19 protein-coding genes are annotated in these 22,182 nt (G+C 61.5%); 10 read left to right on the top strand and 9 right to left on the bottom strand.

Features of this window, described 5'->3' with window-relative positions; genetic code table 11:
* Positions 1 to 17: 17 nt before the first annotated feature.
* The 4 genes from GA0061103_RS28270 to GA0061103_RS28255 all read right to left on the bottom strand — a co-directional run bounded on the left by GA0061103_RS28270 (position 18) and on the right by GA0061103_RS28255 (position 4,406).
* Entirely contained in the window at positions 18 to 701 is a 684-nt protein-coding gene (locus GA0061103_RS28270) for an MtnX-like HAD-IB family phosphatase (RefSeq protein ID WP_092717201.1), read from the bottom strand.
* Positions 702 to 805: 104 nt separating this feature from the next.
* Positions 806 to 2,182, bottom strand: a complete 1,377-nt coding sequence (locus GA0061103_RS28265; protein ID WP_092717198.1) for a sensor histidine kinase — start codon at positions 2,180 to 2,182, stop codon at positions 806 to 808.
* The gene (locus GA0061103_RS28260; RefSeq protein WP_092717195.1) at positions 2,179 to 2,835 is read right to left on the bottom strand and encodes a response regulator transcription factor; all 657 of its coding nucleotides are present in this window, start codon (positions 2,833 to 2,835) and stop codon (positions 2,179 to 2,181) included. Before GA0061103_RS28260 ends, GA0061103_RS28265 begins: the two co-directional genes overlap by 4 nt.
* A gap of 161 nt (positions 2,836 to 2,996) precedes the next feature.
* Positions 2,997 to 4,406 carry an aminotransferase-like domain-containing protein gene (locus GA0061103_RS28255; RefSeq protein ID WP_092717192.1) on the bottom strand — a complete coding sequence of 470 codons (1,410 nt, stop codon included), beginning with the start codon at positions 4,404 to 4,406 and terminating at the stop codon, positions 2,997 to 2,999.
* Positions 4,407 to 4,514: 108 nt separating this feature from the next.
* Here GA0061103_RS28255 and GA0061103_RS28250 point away from each other — a divergent pair, with 108 nt between their 5' ends.
* The 4 genes from GA0061103_RS28250 to GA0061103_RS28235 all read left to right on the top strand — a co-directional run bounded on the left by GA0061103_RS28250 (position 4,515) and on the right by GA0061103_RS28235 (position 8,089).
* A complete protein-coding gene (locus GA0061103_RS28250; protein ID WP_092717188.1) occupies positions 4,515 to 5,378 on the top strand; it encodes a DMT family transporter in 864 nt (287 codons plus the stop codon).
* 83 nt (positions 5,379 to 5,461) lie between these two features.
* The gene (locus GA0061103_RS28245; protein ID WP_092717185.1) at positions 5,462 to 5,926 is read left to right on the top strand and encodes a nuclear transport factor 2 family protein; all 465 of its coding nucleotides are present in this window, start codon (positions 5,462 to 5,464) and stop codon (positions 5,924 to 5,926) included.
* 1 nt (position 5,927) lies between these two features.
* The gene (locus tag GA0061103_RS28240; RefSeq protein ID WP_092717182.1) at positions 5,928 to 6,491 is read left to right on the top strand and encodes a TetR/AcrR family transcriptional regulator; all 564 of its coding nucleotides are present in this window, start codon (positions 5,928 to 5,930) and stop codon (positions 6,489 to 6,491) included.
* A 281-nt stretch (positions 6,492 to 6,772) separates the two neighbouring features.
* Complete coding sequence (locus GA0061103_RS28235; RefSeq protein ID WP_092717179.1) at positions 6,773 to 8,089, top strand: glucoamylase family protein; 1,317 nt, start codon at positions 6,773 to 6,775, stop codon at positions 8,087 to 8,089.
* A gap of 255 nt (positions 8,090 to 8,344) precedes the next feature.
* On the opposite strand, the gene GA0061103_RS28230 is transcribed toward GA0061103_RS28235, so the two are convergent.
* The 3 genes from GA0061103_RS28230 to GA0061103_RS28220 all read right to left on the bottom strand — a co-directional run bounded on the left by GA0061103_RS28230 (position 8,345) and on the right by GA0061103_RS28220 (position 12,337).
* A complete protein-coding gene (locus GA0061103_RS28230; protein WP_092717176.1) occupies positions 8,345 to 9,334 on the bottom strand; it encodes an Ldh family oxidoreductase in 990 nt (329 codons plus the stop codon).
* Between the two features lie 84 nt (positions 9,335 to 9,418).
* Positions 9,419 to 10,954 (bottom strand): L-piperidine-6-carboxylate dehydrogenase, encoded by a 1,536-nt coding sequence (gene amaB, locus GA0061103_RS28225; RefSeq protein ID WP_092717174.1) that lies wholly within the window; start codon positions 10,952 to 10,954, stop codon positions 9,419 to 9,421.
* Positions 10,955 to 11,053: 99 nt separating this feature from the next.
* Entirely contained in the window at positions 11,054 to 12,337 is a 1,284-nt protein-coding gene (locus GA0061103_RS28220) for an NAD(P)/FAD-dependent oxidoreductase (RefSeq protein ID WP_092717171.1), read from the bottom strand.
* Positions 12,338 to 12,627: 290 nt separating this feature from the next.
* On the opposite strand from GA0061103_RS28220, the gene GA0061103_RS28215 reads away from it, so the two are divergent.
* Together GA0061103_RS28215 and GA0061103_RS28210 are read left to right on the top strand one after the other, a co-directional pair.
* Positions 12,628 to 12,864, top strand: coding sequence for an Lrp/AsnC ligand binding domain-containing protein (locus GA0061103_RS28215; protein WP_047630985.1), 237 nt, complete (start codon positions 12,628 to 12,630; stop codon positions 12,862 to 12,864).
* 434 nt (positions 12,865 to 13,298) lie between these two features.
* Positions 13,299 to 14,501: a glycosyltransferase family 4 protein gene (locus GA0061103_RS28210; protein ID WP_092717168.1), complete on the top strand. Its 1,203-nt coding sequence runs from the start codon at positions 13,299 to 13,301 to the stop codon at positions 14,499 to 14,501.
* Here the strand turns inward: GA0061103_RS28210 and GA0061103_RS28205 are convergent.
* Entirely contained in the window at positions 14,468 to 15,322 is an 855-nt protein-coding gene (locus tag GA0061103_RS28205; RefSeq protein WP_092717165.1) for a glycosyltransferase family 2 protein, read from the bottom strand. The two genes, GA0061103_RS28210 and GA0061103_RS28205, sit on opposite strands and share 34 nt — an antisense overlap.
* Positions 15,323 to 15,510: 188 nt before the next feature.
* Between GA0061103_RS28205 and GA0061103_RS28200 the strand changes: the two genes are divergently transcribed.
* From GA0061103_RS28200 to GA0061103_RS28185, 4 genes are all read left to right on the top strand, one after another.
* Positions 15,511 to 17,025 carry a lipopolysaccharide biosynthesis protein gene (locus tag GA0061103_RS28200; RefSeq protein WP_092717162.1) on the top strand — a complete coding sequence of 505 codons (1,515 nt, stop codon included), beginning with the start codon at positions 15,511 to 15,513 and terminating at the stop codon, positions 17,023 to 17,025.
* Positions 17,026 to 17,035: 10 nt separating this feature from the next.
* Entirely contained in the window at positions 17,036 to 18,826 is a 1,791-nt protein-coding gene (locus GA0061103_RS28195; RefSeq protein ID WP_092717159.1) for an alpha/beta fold hydrolase, read from the top strand.
* A gap of 63 nt (positions 18,827 to 18,889) precedes the next feature.
* Positions 18,890 to 19,558, top strand: a complete 669-nt coding sequence (locus tag GA0061103_RS28190; protein WP_092717867.1) for a response regulator — start codon at positions 18,890 to 18,892, stop codon at positions 19,556 to 19,558.
* Positions 19,548 to 20,963 (top strand): sensor histidine kinase, encoded by a 1,416-nt coding sequence (locus GA0061103_RS28185; protein WP_092717156.1) that lies wholly within the window; start codon positions 19,548 to 19,550, stop codon positions 20,961 to 20,963. Before GA0061103_RS28190 ends, GA0061103_RS28185 begins: the two co-directional genes overlap by 11 nt.
* A 181-nt stretch (positions 20,964 to 21,144) precedes the next feature.
* On the opposite strand, the gene GA0061103_RS28180 is transcribed toward GA0061103_RS28185, so the two are convergent.
* Positions 21,145 to 22,093 (bottom strand): IS630 family transposase gene (locus tag GA0061103_RS28180; protein ID WP_092711274.1). Its coding sequence is split into 2 segments (ribosomal slippage): positions 21,145 to 21,756 and positions 21,758 to 22,093, totalling 948 coding nucleotides; the frame shifts between segments, so codons are not numbered across the junction.
* Positions 22,094 to 22,182: the final 89 nt, after the last annotated feature.

The raw sequence follows: 22,182 nt of genomic DNA, 5'->3' as shown, positions 1-22,182 counted from the left end.
ATGCCTCTTGGTCTGGTTCACGCCGTCTTGACTTGCGGCAGTGCACGGGAGCGTCGCTCGACGCTCGGGAGAACGGCTTCCATCTTCGGAAGCAGATCGGAAAAATCATCGAAGCCGACATAGGGAATGCCGTTTTCTTCGCAGTAATCGACGAGCTTCGCCTTTGCGAAAACGAGGTCGACCTTGTCGGAAACGCAGAAATCGCTGCGGCCGTCGCCGATGTAGACCCGCAGGTCGTTGCTATCGACGACGCGGCACTTGCAGACGCCGGCACCGGATACGCAGCCCGTCGCCGTAAACGGCGGAAACAGCGAATAGGATTCGCGGCCCTGCGAAACGCTGCAAGTCAGCACATTGGCGATGATCGGCAGACCCTCGATGCCGTGGCGCGCCAGGATGCGCCGGATGAAATAGTCCACACCATCGCTGACGATTGTGACAGGCAATTCGCCGCGATGGCAAAAGGACAGGAAACTCTCGAAGCCCGAATCGATCGACAGCGTGTCGAGAAACCGGTCGAGCTCGCCCCGGCTTGCCTGGATGAGAGCGATCTGCCGGCGCATGCATTCGCCGGAGCCGATCAGCCCCTGCTTCCACAGCTGCTCGATATCTTCCCATTCGGAACCGGCGAAACGGGACAACACCATATCCGTCGCGTCTTCGATGGATATGGTTCCATCAAAATCGCAAAACACCTGCATGAAATACCCTTTCGCCTTATCCTAAGTTGCGTCTAACAACCTCAGATGAGCCGGGTATGAGCGGAAAATGATGCGAAAATGAAAAACGACGAGACGTTGTACTTTTAGCTCAACGGCAATCTTAGATCGACCTGAAGACCATTGCCCAAACGTGAAGTAGAAAGATCAACCATTGCCGAAAGACGGTCCGCCGTATCTGCAACAATAGCGAGACCAAGGCCGGCCCCTTCCGTGTGAAGCGTGTTGAGGCGATAGAAGCGCTGGAACACCGCCTCCCTCTCATGTGGCGGGATGCCGGGGCCGCTGTCGCTGATCGAAATGCGGCCGAAACCATCCTCAGAAGCGATCGAAACTTTGATTTCCCCACCGACAGGCGTGTATTTGATGGCGTTGTCGAGCAGGTTGGTGACCAGCATCCGCAGCAGCGACTCGTCGGTCTTGACCTGGATTGCCTCATCCCCCTCCAGCACCACATCGAGCTCGCGGCTGGTGATGATGTTGCCTAATTCGGCAATGAGCGACGCCATCCAGTGGTAAAGCGTAATCTCTGTCAGATTGAGGGGATGGTGGCTGACCCTGGCGAGCCGCAGCAGCTGCTCGATCAGATGGATAGTGCGGTTGTTGCTGGAAACGAGGTCGGAAATGATCGCCTGCCGCTCATGGTCGCTGTCGCTGTGTTCCAGCATCCGCAAAAGCAGCTTCACGCTCGCCTGCGGCGTGCGCAGCTGATGCGCGGCAAGGTCGGAGAAGCGCCGCTCCAGCGTCAGCGACTGGCCGAGCTTTTCCAGCAGCTGGTTGATCGACCGGCCAAGCGGCAGCAGATCGCGCGGCAGCTCTTCGACGGGAATGGCCGAGAGATCATCCGGCGACCGGGTACGGATCTGCCGCACCAGCCCGTGGATGGTGCGCAGGCCGCTATTGATGCCGAGCCAGATGAGGAAGCCGATGACCGGCACCAGCATCAGCAGCGGAAAGAACAGATTGAGGAGAATGTTGGAAACGAGCGTTTCGCGAAGCGCGATCTTTTCGCCAAGCTCGATCACGATGGTCGTGTTCGGGATCGGCAGCGAATAGACCCGCCACTCGTCCCCGCCATAGGTCAGCGTGGTGAAGCCAACCTTCTGCTGCGGCACGTCCGAGAGAAAGGCCGTGCTGCTGTAGAAGCGGATATTGCCATCGACCCAGGCGCGAAACATGTGCGCATCGGCATAATCATCGGCGTCTTCATTGAAGGCCAGCTGATTGTCCATGTTGAAGTCGATATCGTCGATCTGCTTTGCCGCATGGTCCGGATTCTTCTCCAGCGGACGGCGCAGCAGGCTCCAGATCACATTCGCATCGTCGATGAGCTGGGCATCGTAGATATTGTTGATCTCCCGCGTCGCGCTGTTGAAGGCGAACGCGGCGATCACGACGATCGTCACGACGACGACGGGCGCGATACGGAGAAATAGTTTGCGGGTAAGCGTGGAATTGTTCATCGCTCGATCATATAGCCGACGCCGCGGATCGACTTGATGAAATCGGTGCCGAGCTTCTTGCGCAGATTATAGATCGTCACTTCGATCGTATTGCTCTCGACGGTGTTTTCGGCGTCATAGAGCGCATATTCGATATCGTTCTTCGTCACATATCGGCCGCTGCGCTCCATCAGCAGCTTCAGGAGATGGAATTCCTTTGCCGTGGTATGGACTTGCACATTGTCCTTGCGCGCCACCATGGCGGAGGGATCGACCTCCACGTCGCCGCAGCGGATGACGCTTTCGGTCCGCCCGTCGCGCCGACGGATGAGCGCACGCAGCCGCGCCAGCAGCTCGTCGAGATCGAAAGGCTTGACCAGATAGTCATCGGCGCCCTCATCGAGGCCCTCGACCTTCTGGCGCACGGAATCCATCGCCGTCAGCAGTAGCACGGGCACGGAATTTCCCCGTTGGCGGATGCGGCGCAGCACCTCCATGCCGCTTAGCAGCGGCAGATTGATGTCGAGGACGATCGCCGCGAAATGGGAATGCGCCGCCGCCTCGAGGCCGGATTCGCCATCGCGCATCCAGTCGACGCCATAGGCGTGCTTTTCCAGCGCCTTCTTCAGCGATGATCCGAGGATATTGTCGTCTTCAACAAGCAAAACGCGCACGACCGACCTCATTTAGTCGAATATGTCTTAGTCGATGTGGGCCGCAATTGGAGCGGCGATGTGGCAAAGCTATGACGGATCATTTCCGTCTGGCAAGAGCGCAGGCGTCCTGCATCTTCCAAACAGGCCGAAAACGCTCCGCAACCCACCGGTGAAAAATGCTATCTCAATTTCCGCATGGAGGCCTCCAGCGCCTCGAAGATCCGGGGATCGGTCGACTGTGCAACATTGAACCGCATGAAGCGTCCGGCCGCATCTGAGAGACTGAAAACATTGCCGGGCGCAAGAACGATGCCCTCGGCAAGACAGGCACGCGCGACATCGGCAGCATCGAGCCCTTCCGGCAGTCGGCACCAGAGAAACATCCCGGCCCGGGGCTTCAGCCAAGGCACGATGCCGATCGCCTCCAGCCGCGTCGACACATCAGCCATGGTCTTGGCGAGCCGTACCCGCAGGGCCTCGACATGCCTGCGATAGCTGCCATCCTTCAGCGCGAGATAGACAAGCTCGGCCGACAATTGCCCGCAACTGAAGCTGCTGGCGACCTTGAGATCGACGAGCCCGTCGATCCAGTCCCGACGCGCCGCGATGAAGCCGCAGCGCACCGAGGCCGAAAGTGTCTTCGAAAAGCTGCCGATATGGATCACCCGGTCGAGCCCGTCATAGGCGGCAAGACGCGGCGCCGGAACATCCTCGAAATCGGCGAAGATATCGTCCTCGATGATCGTCAGCCCGGCAGCATCCGCGAGCTTCAGCAGCCGGTGTGCCGTCACGGGCGAGAGCGTCGCCCCCGTCGGATTGTGGATGGCTGAATTGGTGATGTAGAGCCGCGGCTTATGCTGTTCGAGGATCTGCCCGAACAGTTCGACATCCGGCCCTGTCGGTGTGAAGGGCACGGAGACGACATTGGCACGATGCGCCCGCAGGAGCGCATGGAAATTGAAATAGCAGGGATCGTCCACCAGCACGGTATCGCCGGGCTCGAGCAGGAAACGGCAGAGAAGATCGATCGCCTGCGTGCCGGATTCCGTCAGCAGGATCTGATCCGGCGGCACCGTGATGCCATGCTCGCCAAGGCGCCGGGCGAGCAGCTGCCGCAGCGGCGGCAGGCCGAGCGGCGTCCCATAATTGGCAAGTGCTCCCATGTCTCCGCGCGCAAGGGTTCGCATCGCCCGGCGCAACGCCGCCTGCGGCAGCCAGGAGGGTGGAAGCCAGCCGCAGCCGGGCTTCAGGACATCGTCGCCCACTTCGAGCGATTGCCTGGAAATCCAGAGCGGATCGACATTGCGATCTGATTTCGCCCCGGTCTCGGACAGAGAAAGCGGCGGCAGCGGGCCGCAAACGTAGAATCCAGCGCCCGGCCGCGAACGGATCGTGCCCTCTGCGGCAAGCCGCTCATAGGCCTCGACCACGGTGGAAACAGACACCTGCATCGTCTTTGCGAAGCTGCGCACAGAGGGAAGCCGTGCGCCCGGCATCAGGCTGCGGCTGGCGATACGGTCGGAAATCGCAGCCATCACTCCCTCGATGCGGGTGCTGCCGCCGGCGCTTGCCACCAACAGGCTATCCATCCGTACTGCCCCTCATACCATAACAGTTCCTATGAATTGTACTGCACCGTCTCTGGCTTGACCAGACAAATGCGTCGATACCGCGAAGATCAAGAAGGAGCATGCGCGATGGACAAGACGACGACGGGATGGATCTATGGTTTGACGGGAGTGGTGATCTTCAGCGGCTCGCTGCCGGCAACGCGGGTGGCCGTGATGGATTTCGACCCTCTGTTCCTGACCGTTGCCCGAGCCGCGATCGCCGGCCTTTTGGGTCTTGGCCTGCTGCTCGCCTTTCGCGAAAAGCGCCCGACCCGCGGCGATATCACCTCGCTCGTCATCGTCGCTCTCGGCTGCGTCGTCGGCTTTCCGCTCTTGACGGCACTGGCGCTCAAGCATGTCACGTCAGCCCATTCCATCGTCTTCATCGGCCTGTTGCCGCTGGCAACCGCCATCTTCGGCGTGCTGCGCGGCGGTGAGCGGCCACGCCCGGCCTTCTGGATATTTTCTGTGCTCGGCAGCGCGCTCGTCTGCGGCTATGCGCTTGCGCAAGGCGTGTCGGCCTCGCCGGTCGGGGATCTCCTGATGCTGGCAGCCGTGATCGTCTGCGGCCTCGGCTATGCCGAGGGTGCGGTACTCTCGCGTCGGCTCGGCGGCTGGCAGGTTATCTGCTGGGCTCTCGTCCTGTCGCTGCCTATCACCATCGCGCTCTGCTTCATGACCATGCCGCACAGCATTGACGGCATCGGCGGTCCTGCCTGGCTCGGCCTCATCTATGTCTCGCTCTTCAGCATGTTGATCGGCTTCGTCTTTTGGTATCGCGGGCTCGCCCAGGGCGGCATCGCAGCTGTCGGCCAGCTGCAATTCCTCCAGCCCTTCTTCGGCTTCGCGCTCGCCGCAGCCCTTCTTAAGGAAAGCGTCAGCTGGTCGATGCTCGTCGTAACCCTCGCCGTCGTCGCCTGCGTCGCCGGAGCGCGAAAATTCGCCCATTGAAGCCATCAGCTGGCAAATCACGGCACTTGATCTTCTAAACTGATCAGTCTATTAACGACAAATCGGTTTAGAAGGAGCACATCATGCCGACGCCTCTCGTCCCGCCTTTCACCCGCGAAACTGCGATCGCCAAGGTCCGCATGGCAGAGGATGGCTGGAACAGCCGCGATCCGGAGCGTGTCTCCAAGGTCTATACGGAAGACAGCCAGTGGCGGAATCGCGCCGAATTCCCGCGCGGCCGCAAGGAAATCGTCGAATTCCTGACGCGCAAATGGGCACGGGAGCTGGACTACCGGCTGATCAAGGAGCTCTGGACCTTCGAGGGCAATCGCATCGCCGTTCGCTTTGCCTATGAATGGCATGACGACAGCGGCCACTGGTTCCGCTCCTACGGCAACGAGAACTGGGAATTCGATGCCGACGGCCTGATGCAGCGCCGTTTCGCCTCCATCAACGACATGCCCATCAAGGAAGAAGACCGGAAATTCCACTGGCCGCTCGGCCGCCGGCCAGAAGATCATCCCGGCCTCTCCGATCTCGGCCTTTGAGATGGTGCGTACCGTCTTCGAAAAGCCGGATGCCATTGCCCTTGTAGCCGAAGTCTTTCGCGAACTCGGCTACGAAGGCGCATCGATGAGCGAGATCACCGCCCGCACGAAATTGTCGAAAGGCAGCCTCTATCATTTCTTTCCCGGCGGCAAGGAAGAGATGGCGGCGGAGATCATGGCCAATATCGACGCCTGGTTCGTGACGGAGATGTTCAAGCCGCTGGAGGAGAGCGAGCCACGTGCAGCGATCGCCCGCATGTGGGAAACGACGGACAGTTACTTCCGCTCCGGCCGCCGGGTCTGCCTGATCGGCGCCTTTGCGCTCGACGAAACGCGCGATCGCTTTTCCGCCGCCATCCGCGGCTATTTCCATCGCTGGATCGAAGCGCTTGCCGGCGCCTTGGTCAAGGCCGGCCTCCCCAGCTCGGAGGCGAAGGCGCTCGCCGAAGAGGCCATCATCGGCATCCAGGGCGTATTGATGCTGGCAAGAGCTCTCGGAGATGAGGCGGTGTTTGGCAGAACCTTGGCGCGGCTGAAGCGACGGCTGGAAACCGCGCTCGACTGAAGCCGTTTCATCGACGCGAATCACCGGACAGCCAATGACGCACGCCCTTGGCGAACGGACTCGTGCCAGCCGCTATTCGCCCGCCCCTGCTGCCGATATGGCCGAAAATCACCTGGAAAGGGCATTTTTCGACCCTCAAGGTTGGGGATGACGGCCCCCACAACCCGCTGATATTAAAGAATCCTCCACAAAAGTATGTCATCGTTAATCATCTTTGATTTGCAACTATCCAAGCTCCCATGTTCAGCAGGGAATGGGAGCATCGAGGAGATGGATAGAAGATGCTGCAGCAGGTAACCGAAACCGACGACGCGCTGATCGACCGCCTACAACGCTCGGCCTTCGACTATTTCATGCTTTACACCAATCCGGAAAACGGACTGGTGGCGGATACCTCCATCAAGACGAGCCATTGCAGCATCGCCGCGGTCGGCTTTGCGCTGTCGAGCTATCCGGTTGCTGTCGAGCGCGGCTGGATCAGCCGCGCCGATGCGGCCAAACGGGTGCTGGCCGCCCTCGATTTCTTCGCCAACAGCGATCAGGGTACCGAGCGTGGCGCCACCGGCCATCGCGGCTTCTACTATCACTTCCTCTACATGGAGACCGGCAACCGCGCCTGGAACAGCGAGCTTTCGACCATCGATACCGGTCTGCTGCTGATCGGCGTCCTGACGGCGGCTGCCTATTTCACCGGAAACAGCCAGGTCGAGCGCGATCTCCGCAAGCAGGCGAAATTCCTCTATGAGCGCTGCGACTGGCATTGGGCGCTGAACAGGGGCCAGACCATCAGCATGGGCTGGAAACCGGCCAGCGGTTTCCTGCGCTGGCGCTACCAGGGCTATGACGAAGCGATCTTCCTCTATGTGCTTGCGCTCGGCTCGCCCACGCATCCTGTCCCGCCATCGAGCTACGACGCCTTTGCCTCGACCTATACCTGGATGATGTTCAAGGACACGCCCTTCCTCTATGCCGGGCCGCTGTTCATCCACCTCTTCTCGCATGCCTGGATCGATTTTCGCGGCATCCGCGACAAGCATGTCGCCGACAAGGACATCGATTACTTCCGTAACACGCAGACGGCAATTGCGGTGCAGCGCGACTACACGGAACGCAATCCCGGCCATTTCACCGGCTATGCGAAGGACATATGGGGTCTTTCCGCCTGCGACGGCCCAAACCCCACCGGCACCAAACATAGCCTCCGCTACGCTCCGAAGGTCTTCGGCTATGCCGCCCGCGGCGCACCCCTCGGCCCGGATGATGGCACCATCGCGCCCTGGGGGCCGCTGTCTTGCCTGGCTTTCGACCGCCAGGCCGCACTTGACGGCACGCGGGCACTCCTGTCGACCTATCCCAACCTGCTGCTCGACGGCCGTTTCCCCGGCGGCTTCAACCCGAGCGTCAAGGGCACAGGTCCAGAAGGCTGGGTGGACGACCGCTCCGTCGCCATCGACCAGGGCCTGCTGGTCATGATGATCGAAAACGCCCGCACCGGCATGATCTGGAACCTGATGCGGCAATCGCCGATCCTCCGCACCGGCCTGGAGCGCGCCGGCTTTACCGGCGGCTGGCTGGACGAGAAGCCGGCCATCGCTTGATTCGTAGATTATGGGTGACCGTCAGGCGCCCTCATCCGTGTAGCGACCGTCTGCCTGGCCCTCACCCTAACCCTCTCCCCGCAAGCGGGGCGAGGGGATGATCGAGCCAAACAAATATCCTCTTATACAGGCAGACCTCATACATGCCGCGCATTGTTTTGCGCAGTAACCCCTCTCCCCGCTTGCGGGGAGAGGGCTGGGGTGAGGGGTCGTAACTAAAAGCGCGGCAAACGCACGCTCGCCCGACCATCAACCTCAGAGCTTCTCTATCGCCGCGATCACCTCATCCTCGACGGCGATGCCCTCTGTCCGCGCCAGCCGGCGTGAACTCTGCCCGCGCCGACCCGGCAGGCGGACATTGGGATCGTGGGTGATCTCACCCGCCAGCAAGGCCAGCCGCTCTGCCGTATCGGCAGCACTTGTCGCCGCCGGATTGATTGCGATGATCGTATGGCCGAGCGCCGGCGGCGCACCCCTGTCGTCAAAGAGCGACGAAGCCTCGAAGGCGTAGTTGGCGCCGGTGAGGCCGGCCGCCAGAATTTCGACCATGAGAGCCAGTGCCGCACCCTTGGCATCGCCGGCCGGGATCATGGTGCCGGCCAAAGCTTCTTCGGCATCCGTAGTCGGCCTCCCCTCGCGGTCGAAAGCCCAGTCGGATGGAATGGAAGCACCCTGTTGCCGCGCCGCCATCACCTTGCCACGCGCCACCTTCGACAGCGCCAGGTCGATGACAACAGGCTCGTCACCCGGAAGCGGCGCGGCGAAAGCAATCGGGTTGGTGCCGAAGACCGGCGTCTTGCCGCCCCAGGGCGCCATCGAAGCCGGCGCATTGGCGACCATCAGCGCCACCAGCCCCTGATCGGCAAAACGCTCCACCGTCAGGCCCATGACGCCGGCATGATGCGAGCGGCTGATGGCGGCAAGCGCAATCCCCTGCTCACGGGCGATGGCTGGAAGCTCGGCAACGGCGAGATCGAGAGCCGGATAAGCATAACCGTTGCCGGCATCGATGCGCAGCACGGCCGGAAAGGGCCGGCTCAGCTGCGGTGTAGCGAAACCATCGGTCTTGCCGACCTTGGCCTGACCGGCATAGGCGGGTACGCGGCGCAGACCATGACCACCCTGCCCAGCAGCCTCCGCCGCCACGAGCGCGACAGCCACGGAACGAGCGTTCTCGGCACTAACCCTGTTTCGCTGCAAAGCCTCCATGATCAATGTTTCGGCTTCGGCAAGCGACAGATGCATGGGACAAGACCTTGAAAACAAATGGGAGGACAAAGGCTTTCTACGCCCTCATCCTCTCCATCGCAATGCAGCAAGGCTCTTGCGCTATGCCACGTCGAACTTGACGCCCTGGGCCAGCGGCAGCGTGCGGCCGTAATTGATCGTATTGGTCGCCCGGCGCATATAGGCCTTCCAGGCGTCGGAACCGGACTCGCGCCCGCCGCCGGTTTCCTTCTCGCCGCCGAATGCGCCGCCGATCTCGGCGCCGGAGGGGCCGAGGTTGACATTGGCGATGCCGCAATCCGAACCGCGCGCCGACACGAACGTCTCGGCCTCGCGCATGTCATTGGTGAAGATCGAAGACGACAGGCCCTGCGGCACGGCATTATGCAGCGCCAGCGCCTTGTCGAAATCGCTGTACTTCATGACGTAGAGGATCGGCGCGAAGGTCTCCTGCTCGACCGGACCCGTCTGTTCGGGCATCTCGACGAGAGCAGGACGGACATAGAAGGCGTCGGCAGACCCGTTTTCGACGCGCTCGCCACCCGTCACCGTGCCGCCGGCCGACTTCGCTGCGGCAAGCGCCGCCTGCATCCGATCGAAAGCCTGCTTATCGATCAGCGGGCCGACGAGGGTTCCGGCCTCAAGCGGATTGCCTATTGTCACCGAACCATAGGCGTTCTGCAGGCGCGGAACGAGCTGCTCATAGACGCTGTCGTGAACGAAGAGGCGACGTAGCGTCGTGCAGCGCTGACCGGCCGTGCCCATGGCGGAGAAGGCGACGCCGCGCAGGGTGAGGTCGAGATCGGCCGTCGGGCAGACGATCGCAGCATTGTTGCCGCCAAGCTCAAGGATGGCGCGGGCGAAACGGCCGGCAAGACGCGGACCGACCGCGCGGCCCATCGCCGTCGAGCCGGTCGCAGACACCAGCGGCACTTGGCGATGATCGACCAAGAGCTCGCCGAGATCGCGGCCGCCGATCAGCAGGGTCGAAAGATTGGCGGGTGCCTCGCCACCTTCGGCCACGTAGCGCTTCAGCGCCTTCTCGAACAAAGCCTGCACGGCAAGCGCCGTCAGCGGCGTCTTTTCCGATGGCTTCCAGATGGTGGAATTGCCGCAGACGATGGCGAGCGCCGCATTCCACGACCAGACGGCAACCGGGAAATTGAAGGCGGAGATGATGCCGATCGCCCCAAGCGGATGCCAGCTTTCCATCATCCGGTGCTCGGAGCGCTCTGTGGCAATGGTCAAACCGTAAAGCTGACGGGACAGCCCTACGGCGAAATCGCAGATATCGATCATCTCCTGCACTTCACCGAGGCCTTCGGAGGTGATCTTGCCGACTTCGATGGACACGAGACGGCCGAGAGCCGCCTTGCCGGCACGCAACTCCTCGCCGAGCAGGCGGATCAGCTCGCCGCGTTTCGGCGCCGGCACATTCCGCCATGCGAGAAACGCCTCGTGCGCCGCCGCGATCGCGCCCTTCGCCTCGCCGGCCGAATGCTCCTTCAGCCGGCCGATCTCGGCGCCGGTGACCGGCGAGGTGACGGCCAGCGTTCCGCCGGTGTAGCGATCGGCCGATACGCCAAGCTCCGTCAGTATAACTTTGGTTTCGGCAGCAAGATCTGATGTCGCGGTCATCTTGTTTCCTCTTCCCGTAATGCAGGCTCGTTGGATTGTTCTATCTATTTTGTCGCAATTCCGGACGGAAAACCGCTGTGCACTTTTCCTGGAATTGCTTTAGACCCGTGCGCCGACGAAATGCGCGGCCTGGGCGCCGGCCTCGTACCACATTTCCTTTGCCGCCCTGAAGCTCGGCTCGACGATATCGGTCACCGGCAGCGGCAGATCGGCCTCGGAAATCTGCCCGAGAATATGACCGGCCAACACCTTGCCGAACACCGTGCCCGGCGCGATGCCGCGGCCATTATAGCCGGAGAAGCCGACGACATTCTGATCCAGTTTGTGGAAGCGCGGCAGGGCATTGTCAGTCATGCCGATCTTGCCGTACCATTCGCATTCGAAGGGAATGTCACCGAGCTGCGGAAAGAGCTTTCTGATCGAGCGCCGCGCCCAGCTCTTATGGATGGCAAGACCGGTATTGCGCAGCGCGCCGACGCTGCCAAAGACCAGCCGGCCGGCCTGATCCATGCGGAAGGACGAGAGGACTTCCTTCGTATCCCAAGCGCCCTCGCGGCCAGGCAGGACGGACTTGCGCAAATTGTCGCCGAGCGGCACCGTCGCGAAATTGAAATAGGGCAGATGCACCTGCTCGTTCCGCACCATCTCCCAGGGGCCGGTGCTATAAGCATCCGTCGCAACCACGATCCAATCGGCGCTGACCTTGCCGCCATCGGTCGAAACCATCCATTTCGCACCGTTTCTTTCCGTCGACGTCACGTGGCTGCCGGTGTGGATTGTAACGCCTGCTTTCACCACGGCATGGGCAAGGCCACGCGCATAAGCAAGCGGCTGCAGCGTGCCGGCGCGCATGTCGAGCAGCGCCCCGGCATAAGCCGAGCTGCCGACGCGGCGCTCCGTCTCCCGCGCATCGAGCACCGTGACCGGCGCACCGCGCTTGCCCCATTGCCGGGCGCGCTCCTCGATTTCCTTCAAGCCTTCGGGGCCGACGGCGCAATGCAGCGTGCCGTTGCGCTCGAGCTCGCAGGCGATGCCATGCTTGTCGATCAGCTCCATGACAAGCTTCGGCCCGTTACCGAGCAGCTCAAGAAGGCGCTCGCCATGAACAGAGCCGAGTTCGCCCGGCAGGTCGTCCGGCATCACCCACATGCCGGCATTGATGAGGCCGACATTGCGCCCGGCGCCGCCGAAGCCGATTTCATTGGCTTCCAGCAGCACGACATTCGTGCCGGCTTCCGCCAGATGCAGCGCCGTCGAAAGCCCGGTATAGCCGCCGCCAACCACCACGACATCGGCGGATACCTCGCCGGAAAGCGGCTTCGTTGCCGGCGGTGGTGGGGCAGTCTTTTCCCAAAGACCATGGGAGCGCGGGTCATTCAGCATGAAATCGGTCCAATCGACAGAGATAATCGCGCCAATCTAGCGCTATGCGCGAAGTTGCGGAAGCGGCAAGAACGACATCCGGTGGACAGAGCATGATGCCGAAAAGTGTGATCGGTTTTCAGACGACATCACGCTCCACTTCTTTGGTCCAAGAGCGGATTCAGATTTTAGGTCGAACAGACCTAAAATCATCCGCTCTGGAGAAAAACTTGCATGGTGAAAGCGCTTTCGACCATTATAGAGAAAATGCGGGCCGCTATCGTGGCCGCAGATAAAAGCAGGACACACTCATGAAGCCTATTTTCGTTCAGCTCCAATGCTCCCCCGGCAAGACCTACGAGGTCGCCGATGCAATCTACCAGACGGAGCTGGTTTCGGAGCTGTATTCCACCAGCGGCGACTACGACCTGCTGATGAAGGTCTACATCGCCGAAGAGCAGGATATCGGCAAGTTCATCAACGACCACATCGCCAATATCCCCGGTATCATCCGCTCGCTGACGACGCTAACCTTCCGAGCATTTTGAGAGGTCCGGGTTTCGATTCGACACATAAGAGTTGAAGCCACCTTCGTGGCATTGCCCCTCACCCCAGCCCTCTCCCCGTTCTGACGGGGAGAGGGCGTTCATTAAGTTTTGTGGTCGTGGCAAAAGCTCGCGGCAAACCCTGGACCAGTCCCCTCTCCCCGCAAGCGGGGAGAGGATTAGGGTGAGGGGCGGGCCATAAGAGCAACCACCAACCAGAATAGCCCGACACCACCGCACCCACCCGACGACAAGCTCCTCCTCACCGCAAGTCGCCCCGATATTAACCCTCTTGCCCGAAACGGCAGGACTTTCCATGCGCGATTAAACCCTTTTTAACCGACCCAATGATCTGCTTTACCGACTGATCAACGGGCGGCGCGCTGGAGCGCTGGATTGCCGACGCGCGGCGTGGCAAAGAGGTCGAGGGTGGATCGATGACATCGGCTGTTGCGGATATTCAGGCAAACAAACAGACCGGGCCGCTGATCGTGCATGTCGTGCGTCAGTTCCTGCCGAACAAGGGCGGATTGGAAGACGTCGTTGCCAATCTCTGCCGCCAGCTGGTTTCCCGCGGTTATCGCGTGCGCGTCGTCACCTGCAATAGCCTGTTTTCCGACCCCGGCCGGGAACTTGCCGAAAGCGAGACCATCGATGGCATCGAAATCGTCCGCATTCCCTGGTCCGGCTCCAGCCGCTACCCGCTGGCGCCGAAGGTCTTCCGCCATCTGACCGATGCCGACCTCGTTCATGTCCACGCCGTCGATTTCTTCTTCGATGCGCTGGCCTGGGGCAAGCTGATGCACGGGCGGCCCATGGTTGCCACCACCCATGGCGGCTTCTTCCATACGCAGAAATATGCTGCCATCAAGAAGGTCTGGTTCAACACGGCAACGCGGCTTTCCGCGCTCGGTTATGCCTCTCTCATCTGCTGCAGCCAGTCCGACGCGCGGCTCTTTGCGCAGATTGCCGAAAGTCGCGTCCACCTGATCGAAAACGGCGCCGACGTCGGCAAGTTTTCCAATTGCGCCGCCTTGGAAGCACGTCGTCGCATCGTCACCATCGGCCGTTTCTCGGTCAACAAGCGGCTCGATCACCTCCTCGACGTCATGAAGGTGCTGGCAGGCCGCCATGAGGACTGGCATCTCGACATTATCGGTGCCGAATCGGATCTCGATCGGGCGACGCTGGAAAAGGAAATTGCCGTCCACGGTCTCGAACGCAATGTCGCGCTGCATGTCTCGATCGATGAAGGCTCGATCCGCAACATCATCGCCCGCGCCTCGCTCTTCGCCTCGGCCTCCGAGTATGAAGGCTTCGGTCTGGTGGCGATCGAAGCGATGAGCGCCGGCCTGCTGCCGGTGCTGAACGCCAACGAAGCCTATAAGGCCATGGCCGAAACCCACCCGGCCCTCATGCTCTCGGATTTCTCTGATCCGGAAGCCGCCGCCGATACGCTGACCGCCGCGTTCGAGCGCCTGCAGGGCGACGACATGAGCCTGCGACAGGAGCTGTTGAGCGATGCCCGCGCCTATGCCTGGGACGAGGTGGCCCAGCGCTACATGGATATCTATGCGGAAACCCTGACGCCGAAAGGCAAGTCGCCTCAGTTCCTGCGCCAGCGCGGCCAGGTGGCATAACCTTCCAGAATGCCCATTAGCCAGGCGTGCTTGTAGCGGGCCGCATCAAGATTGAACCGCGCCAGCGCTGCCAGCCAGCCGGCGACCGGGCGAAACAGGCGGTAGCAGACATAATACAAGGGAAATGCCTGCTTGCGCATCAGCGCGCCGAAGCCGCGCCCATATTTGCGCGCCCGTTCCATCTGCCGCGGCCCGTATTCGCTCGTGACCTGATCGTGATGGACGATGAGCTCGGGAAAGAACATTGCTTGTCTGCCGACGCCAAGCGCGCGCAGCAGGAAATCCGCCTCTTCGCCGCTCTGGAACGGTGAGTCCGAACCGACGCCGAGATCCTCGTCGAAACCACCGATATCGGCCAATGCGGCACGGCGCACGAAGATGCCATTGGAATTGCCGCACTTCAGATAGTTCCAGCGCGTCAGCGCAAGCCGCGTCTCGCCCGTCGGGCTGACGGAGGCCAGACCTTCGGCATCGAGCGTTCGGCCGGTGACGATCGCAAGGTCGGGGTGCTCGGCAAACAAAGTCGCCGCCGTCGAAAGCGTATCGGCCTCATACCAGCAGTCATCGTCGGGAAAACAGACATAGTCGCCCTCCGCGACCGCCATGCCGTTGTTGCGCGCCCGCGAAAGTCCCTTCGGCGAACGGACGTGACGAATGAGGAAGGAGGAGGAAAAGCGGTCGATGAGCCCGTGCAGCCGGTCGTCGAGGTTCTGATCGACGACAATGACCTCGAAATCCTTATGACTCTGCCCCACCAGCGAACGGAATAGCCGCTCCAGCTGATCGAACCGATCGATCGTGCAGACGATGAGGCTGAACAATGAGACCCTCCGCACAAGCCTTGGGGCGACCAATATCAGAGAGAAAGAATATTAGCCGAAGTAAAAAACGAACTTAGTGCAGCATTAAACCCTAAATATTAAGGCATATGAAATAGAGCTGACGCTATCCCCACGAAAAGCCGGGCATGTGCGGTAGGTTCCGGCAATTTGAGGAACGGTCTATCTTCATGACGAAGAGCATAATGGCAAATTCGGTTTTGAACGCGGCGGCGGGATTGACCCTGCTCGCGACCGGCTTTGCATGTTCGATCATAGCGGCGCGCCTGCTAGGGCCAGAGGCCAACGGCATCATCGCCTTTTCCCTGTGGCTGACGACGACCGGCGCGCTGATCGCCGAACTCGGCGCCGGCGTTACCCTGCTGCGCATTCTGCCCCAGTTGAAGGGGAATGGCTATTCTACCGAAGAACGGCTTGGTTTTGCCGCTTATCTCCTGCAGCCGACGATTCTCGCAACCGTGATCCTGCTTGCCGGCTATGCCGCCTATTATTGGGATGCGGAGCGGCTGCATTGGGCGGGCGATGCATCTGAAGTCATTGCCATCACGGGCGTATTCTTCGTTCTTCAGTCTCTCGGCGCCTACAGCAAGAATTATCTGATCGGCGAGCAGCAAGTCGGCGCGTTCCTGCGCATCACCATAATAAGTTCGGCGCTGCAGCTCGTTACCGTCCTTGCGGGCGCGATCTTCTTCGGCGTCAGCGGTGCGCTTGCCGGCTATGCGATTGGGCAGCTGCCCATGTTCATCGCGACGCTCCGGATTGCGATCGCACGCAAGAACAGCTGCGGCGTCGGCCTTTCCGCTCTCATCGGCTCGTCGCTCATCCTCTCGATCGAGCTCATCAACAGCTCGATTTTCCTCAATCGCATCGAGCTCGTCTTCCTGCAGCGCTACTGGGGTATCGAAGCGGTCGGCTTTTATGCCGTCGGCCTGTCGCTCGCCAATCTGGCACTGCAGCTGCCCGTACAATTGAGCGGCAGCCTTCTGCCCTATTATTCCGAACAGATGCATGCGCGGGCATCGGACAAGCTGCCGGTCGAGGTCTTCGCCGGCGTTGCGCGCAGCATAGCCTATATCACCCTGCCGATGAGCTTCGGACTTGCCGCCATTTCGCCGGAGCTTGTCGTGACGATCTTCGGCCCGGCCTTTGCGCCGAGCGGCGGCATGGTGGCGCTGCTGTCCCTGACCGCGGTGCCCTATGTCTTCATGCAGATATGCACGCAATATCTGTATTCGCTGGATCGCGTGCGTGAACGCACCGTCCTCGGCGTCATCGCCAGCATTATCATGGTCATCGGCTGCGTCATCGCCGTACCCTTTTACGGAGGCGAGGGTGCGGCGCTGGTTCGTCTGCTCGCCTTTGTCGCCCTGTGTCTGATGACGGTACGCCGCATGGAATTCGAAGGATCGACGCACGGTATGCTCATCAACCTTGCAAAAGTCACGGTTGCTGCCATTCTGTGCGCGGTTGCAGCCTATGGTTTCGTTCAGGCGCTGACCGGTGTTGCAGGTCTCGTAGGCGCCATCATCGCCGGCGCGCTAGCCTATGGCATTGCGCTCAGAATGCTGAAAGCCGTTCCAGCCGAAGATATCGAGGTCATGCAGAAGATCGCGACGCGATTGCCTGCACGTATCAATCCGATTGCCACTCAGGCTCTGGCCCTATTGGCCCCACGCCGAATGTGAGGAGACTAGCATGGCTGGTTGGGGAGCCGCCGAGGAAAAAGACAAAAGAAGGCAGTCAAGATCGGCAGCGGCTCCGGTAACCTTCGCCGGAACGGTCGGCCTGTTTACATCGGCCATGGCACCTTCACATGGCACCGCCGTCCTGTTTCTCAGCCCCTGGGGTTTCGAGGAAATGTGCGTGCGCAAGTTCTGGCGGATTCTGGCGGAAGATCTCGCCGATATCGGCGTCGCCAGCCTCCGCTTGGATTATGCCGGCACGGGTGATGCGCTTGATCTGGCCGATGAAGGCAAAGGTCTGGAGCCGTGGCATGAAACCGCTCTCGCGGCAGCGGCAAAGCTGAAGACGCTTTCCGGCTGCGAACGGCTGATCCTCGTCAGCCAGGGCCTCGGCGGAACCATCGCCGCCACACTCGCCGAACGGCTTGCCAGCATTGACGGCATCGCCTTTCTTGCGCCCGTCGTCTCGGGCCGCGCCTATCTTCGCGAACTGACCGTCTGGTCAAAAATGATCGATGAGAGCATGGGGCTTTCCGAAGCGCAGCGTCAGACCGAGGGCGTCACCGTCGCCAGCCTGCGCATGCCCGACAGCGCCGCCGACGCAGTCAGGAAGCTGAACCTCATGACGCTTGACCGATTGGGCACGCCGAATTGCCTGGTGCTGACGCGCCCCGGGCGCCCGGGAGATGACGATTTTGCGCGTCATCTCGAGACGCTCGCCCCCCAGGTCACGCAGGCCTCCTACGATGGTTACGACGATCTCGTCTCGAACCCGACCATCGCCACCATGCCGATGACGGCTGGCCAGAAAATAATCGAATGGGTGCAGTCGGTCGCCGGAAATACCACTGAAATCGCATCGACCGATCTTACGCCGCCGGTGGCGGAACCTCTCATCGGCGAAGGCTTTTGCGAGACGCCGCTGCGTTTCGGCGCGGGAAACCGCATGTTCGGCATTCTCTGCGAGCCGCAGGGTGCCCGCACGGGTGCGACCGCGCTGCTCCTGACCACGGCCTATGACAGACATGCCGGCTGGGGCCGGATGTCGGTCAGCATGGCGCGCGCGCTTGCCCGGGACGGCATTGCCTCGCTGCGTTTCGATACGGCCAATGTCGGCGACAGCCCGCCGCTTTCCGGGGCGCCCGAGCAGGTGCTCTATTCCCGCGAACAGCATCTCGATGTCGCCGAGGCACTGGATCTTCTGGAGAAGCGGGATCTGCTGCCGGCCTATGTGGTGGGACGTTGCAGCGGCGGCTATCTCGCCTTTCAGGCGGCGTTGCGCGATGCGCGCTGCGGCGGCCTCATCACGGTCAATCCCTACAGCTTCCATTGGGATGAGAGCCGATCGGTCGATGAAGCGTTGCGCTTCGCTCCCCGCTCGCTCGAAACCTATGGTCGCAAGCTCCTGCAGATGGAAACGCTGAAGCGGCTCTTCGGCGGCCAGATCGATGCAAAGAGCGCCATATGCAACATGGCGACGGGGCTCGGTCGGCGGGCAGTACGAACGGCTCGCCAGCTGCTCGGTGCGTTCCCCGTCTTCGCTGCGGCTCAGGGACCTGTGCTGGGTGGTTTCCGCACCCTTGCCAAGCGTGGGGTCGACATGTCTCTGATCTACAGCGCCCATGATATCGGGCTCGATCATCTGCATGACCAGTTCGGCGAGAACGGCGCGGGCCTGAAGCATTTTCCGGACATACGCCTCACCATCATTCCCGAAGCCGACCACAATCTGACCCCGCCATATGCACGCAAGGTCTATCTGAGAGAGGTCAGGGAGATGGGCCTGAGGCTCGCCAACCGATGATCCACTGGCTGGAAAACCGCCGGAAATGTTCGCCATATCCGACACTTGCTGTATAGTCGCGCCATGAGGCTCCTGATCGTCGAAGACAACCGCGAACTGGCGTCCTGGCTCGGCAAGGCGCTGCGTCAGGCGCAATATGTCGTCGACATCGCCTATGACGGCGAGGATGCCGAGCACATGCTGAAAGTGGCGGCCTATGCCATCGTCATCCTCGACCTGTCGCTGCCGAAAATGGACGGCCTGACACTGCTGAAGCGGCTGCGCCAGAGCGGCAACAAGGTGCCGGTCATCATCCTGACGGCCAATGCCAGCCTCGACGGCCGCGTTGCCGGCCTCGACAGCGGCGCCGACGATTACCTCGCCAAGCCTTTCGAGATTGCCGAGCTGGAAGCCCGCATCCGCGCAGCCGTCCGCCGCGGTCACGACCGGGCCGCTCCGGAGATCGCCGTCGGCGACCTGGTGTTCGACGGTGGGACGCGGCAATTCTATCTCGCCGGCGAGGCTCTGGCGCTGACGCCGCGCGAGCACGCCGTGCTCGAACATCTCGTCATGAAGGCCGGCACGACCGTCACCAAAGCCACATTGTCGGAAAGCGTCTTCGGCTTCGACGATCTCGCCGATACCAGCGCCATCGAAATCTATGTGCATCGCGTACGCAAGAAGCTGGAAGGCAGCACCGTGCAGATCGCGACGCTGCGCGGCCTGGGCTACCTCCTCCGCCATGCACAATGACGAGGCTTCACCACCAAAGGGAGTCCTGAGCCGCGCCATCGGCGCAGTGACGTCGAGCCTGCGGGCGCAACTCTTCGCCTGGGTCGTGCTGACCCTGATCGGCGCCATCTGCATCAACCTCTATCTGAGCTTCCGCTCGGCCGACGCGACCGCCAATCTCGTCACCGATCATACATTGCTCGCCTCGGCGCGCGTCATCGCGGAGGCCGTCCGCGTCGATGCCAGCGGCACGGTGCAGATCGACATTCCGCCCGCCGCATTGGAAATGTTCGATACCGGCTATGGCGACCGCGTCTTCTATCAGGTCGTAACCGCGTGGGGAAACCTCGTCGCCGGCTTCCCCGATCTGCCGCGGGCGGATCGTGACCAGATCGGCGAAGACAGAACCTTTCGGACCGACGGCGTCCGCGTCCTCATGCTCAGCCATCCCGTCGTTGGCCTCGACCAGGACGGCACGATTTCCGTCACAGTCGCCGTCACCCACAACAGCCAGTATGCCATGCGCCGCAGGCTGTGGCTGTCGGACTTCACCAAACAACTCGCGCTTGTCCTGCTTGCCGGCCTCGTGACCATCATCGGCCTGCAGCGCGGCCTCGCGCCGGTGCTGCGACTGCGCGACGCCGTGCGCGAGCGCGGCCGCCAGCGCCTCGATCCGTTCGATCCTCACATGGTGCAGAACGAGCTTCGGCCGCTCGTCCACGCCCTCAACGATCATATGGAGCGGGTGCAGAACCAGATGGCGGCGCAGCGCCGCTTCGTCTCGAATGCCGCCCATCAGCTGCGCACGCCGCTCGCCCTGATCTCGACCCAGGCAAGCTTTGCCGCGCGAGAGACGGACAATATCAGGCGCGACGAGGCACTGACGGCATTACGATCCAGCACGCGGCAGGTGACCCGCCTTGCGAGCCAGCTCCTGACGCTTTCACGCGCCGAGCCCGGCAGCCGCCGGCCGCGAAGCGATACGATCGATCTGGCGGAAACCGCCCGACGCGTGCTGGAAACCCTCGCCGAGGAAGCCTTGCGCCGCAATATCGATCTCGGGCTGGAAGCCGGCGGCACGGCGGTTCATATCGAGGGCGACGGCACCATGCTGCGCGAAATGCTGGTCAATCTCGTCGATAATGCGCTGCGCTACACGCAGGCAGGCGGTCGTGTGACGGTCGGCGTCGGCCGGGAAGGCGATACGGCCCTGCTATGGGTCGAGGACAATGGCCCAGGCATTCCGGAAGCCGAGCGCGCCCAGGTCTTCGAACGCTTCTATCGCATCATGGGCACCGAGCCGGAAGGCAGCGGCCTGGGGCTTGCCATCGTCCGCGAAGTCGTCGACGGCGCCGGCGGCTCGGTGAGGCTTGGTGATGCCGCCGGCGGCGGGCTGCTTGTCAGCGTGCGGCTACCGGCTGCGTGAACGGCGGCCCAGAAAACAACGGCGCGACGCGTCAAATCGGGAAGTGTGGCGGTCTCGCATTCCTGCATCGAGAATGATGATCATGATGCGGATGAGAGCACAATTGCAGGGTAGTCCTCTCTCCCCGCTTGCGGGGAGAGGGTTAGGGTGAGGGGCTATTCGCGGAAGACGCTAGAGCGTTTCATATTTTGTTTGAAGCGTATCCAGCATTGACAATGTAACTGGCGCACTCGTGTGGACCGATTGTCTGGACGAGTGAGCCGAGATATCGCCAGGTGTCTTCGATGGTGCGTGTTTGTGCTTTTCGCATCCAATGTTTGATCTTGGCGAAAGCCTGTTCGATTGGATTGAGGTCTGGTGAATAGGGCGGCAGAAACCAGAGCCTTGCGCCGGCGGCCTTGATCAACTGGCGTATCTGCCTGGATTTGTGGCTGCCCAGATTGTCCATGATGACGATGTCGCCTGGTCGCAGCGTCGGGACGAGTTGTTGCTCGACATAGGCCTTGAAGCATTGGCCATTGATCGGGCCGTCGAAGACGCAGGGTGCGGTGAGACAATCGGCCCGTAGCGCGCCGACGAAGGTCAATGTGCGCCAATGGCCATGCGGAGCAAAACCACGCAGGCGCTTACCCTTAACACCCCAGCCGTACAGCGGAGCCATATTGGTTTTAATCCAGGTTTCGTCGATGAACACGAGCCTTCGAGGATCAAGTCGCGTCTGCCATGACTGCCAGCGCTTGCGCCGACGGACGATGTCAGTGCGCGCCTGCTCAAGGGCAAACATCGTTTTTTTTGAAGCGCAGTCCCTCGCGGCGCAGGAAACGCCAAACGGCGTCATGTGAGACGATGACGCCTCTCACCGCCAGTTCGTCCTTGAGGCCGTGCAGGCTGATCTGCGGGGTCTGTGCAATCCGCTCGGCAATGAAAGCGCGATGCGGTTCCAAAAGGCGTTTGCGATGCCCTCCCATCTGACCGGGCGCGACGGAACCGCTGCGGCGATACCGCTGCGACCACTTCACAACAGATGAGACCGAGACACCAAACCGCGCCGCCACCGAGCGGCAGCTCTCTCCCGCCACAACAGCACCAACCACACGTTCACGCAGATCATTCGAAAGAGGTGCGACCATCAATGCTGACCTCCTCTCAGCCAGCATCTTGAATCACATTCGACACCAAAAGGGAATCCACGATTCAAACAAAATCAGAAACGCTCTAG

The organism is Martinezella multihospitum, assembly GCF_900094585.1.
GTDB classification, from domain to species: domain Bacteria; phylum Pseudomonadota; class Alphaproteobacteria; order Rhizobiales; family Rhizobiaceae; genus Rhizobium; species Rhizobium multihospitium.
This window is presented reverse-complemented; position numbering and strand designations above follow the sequence as displayed.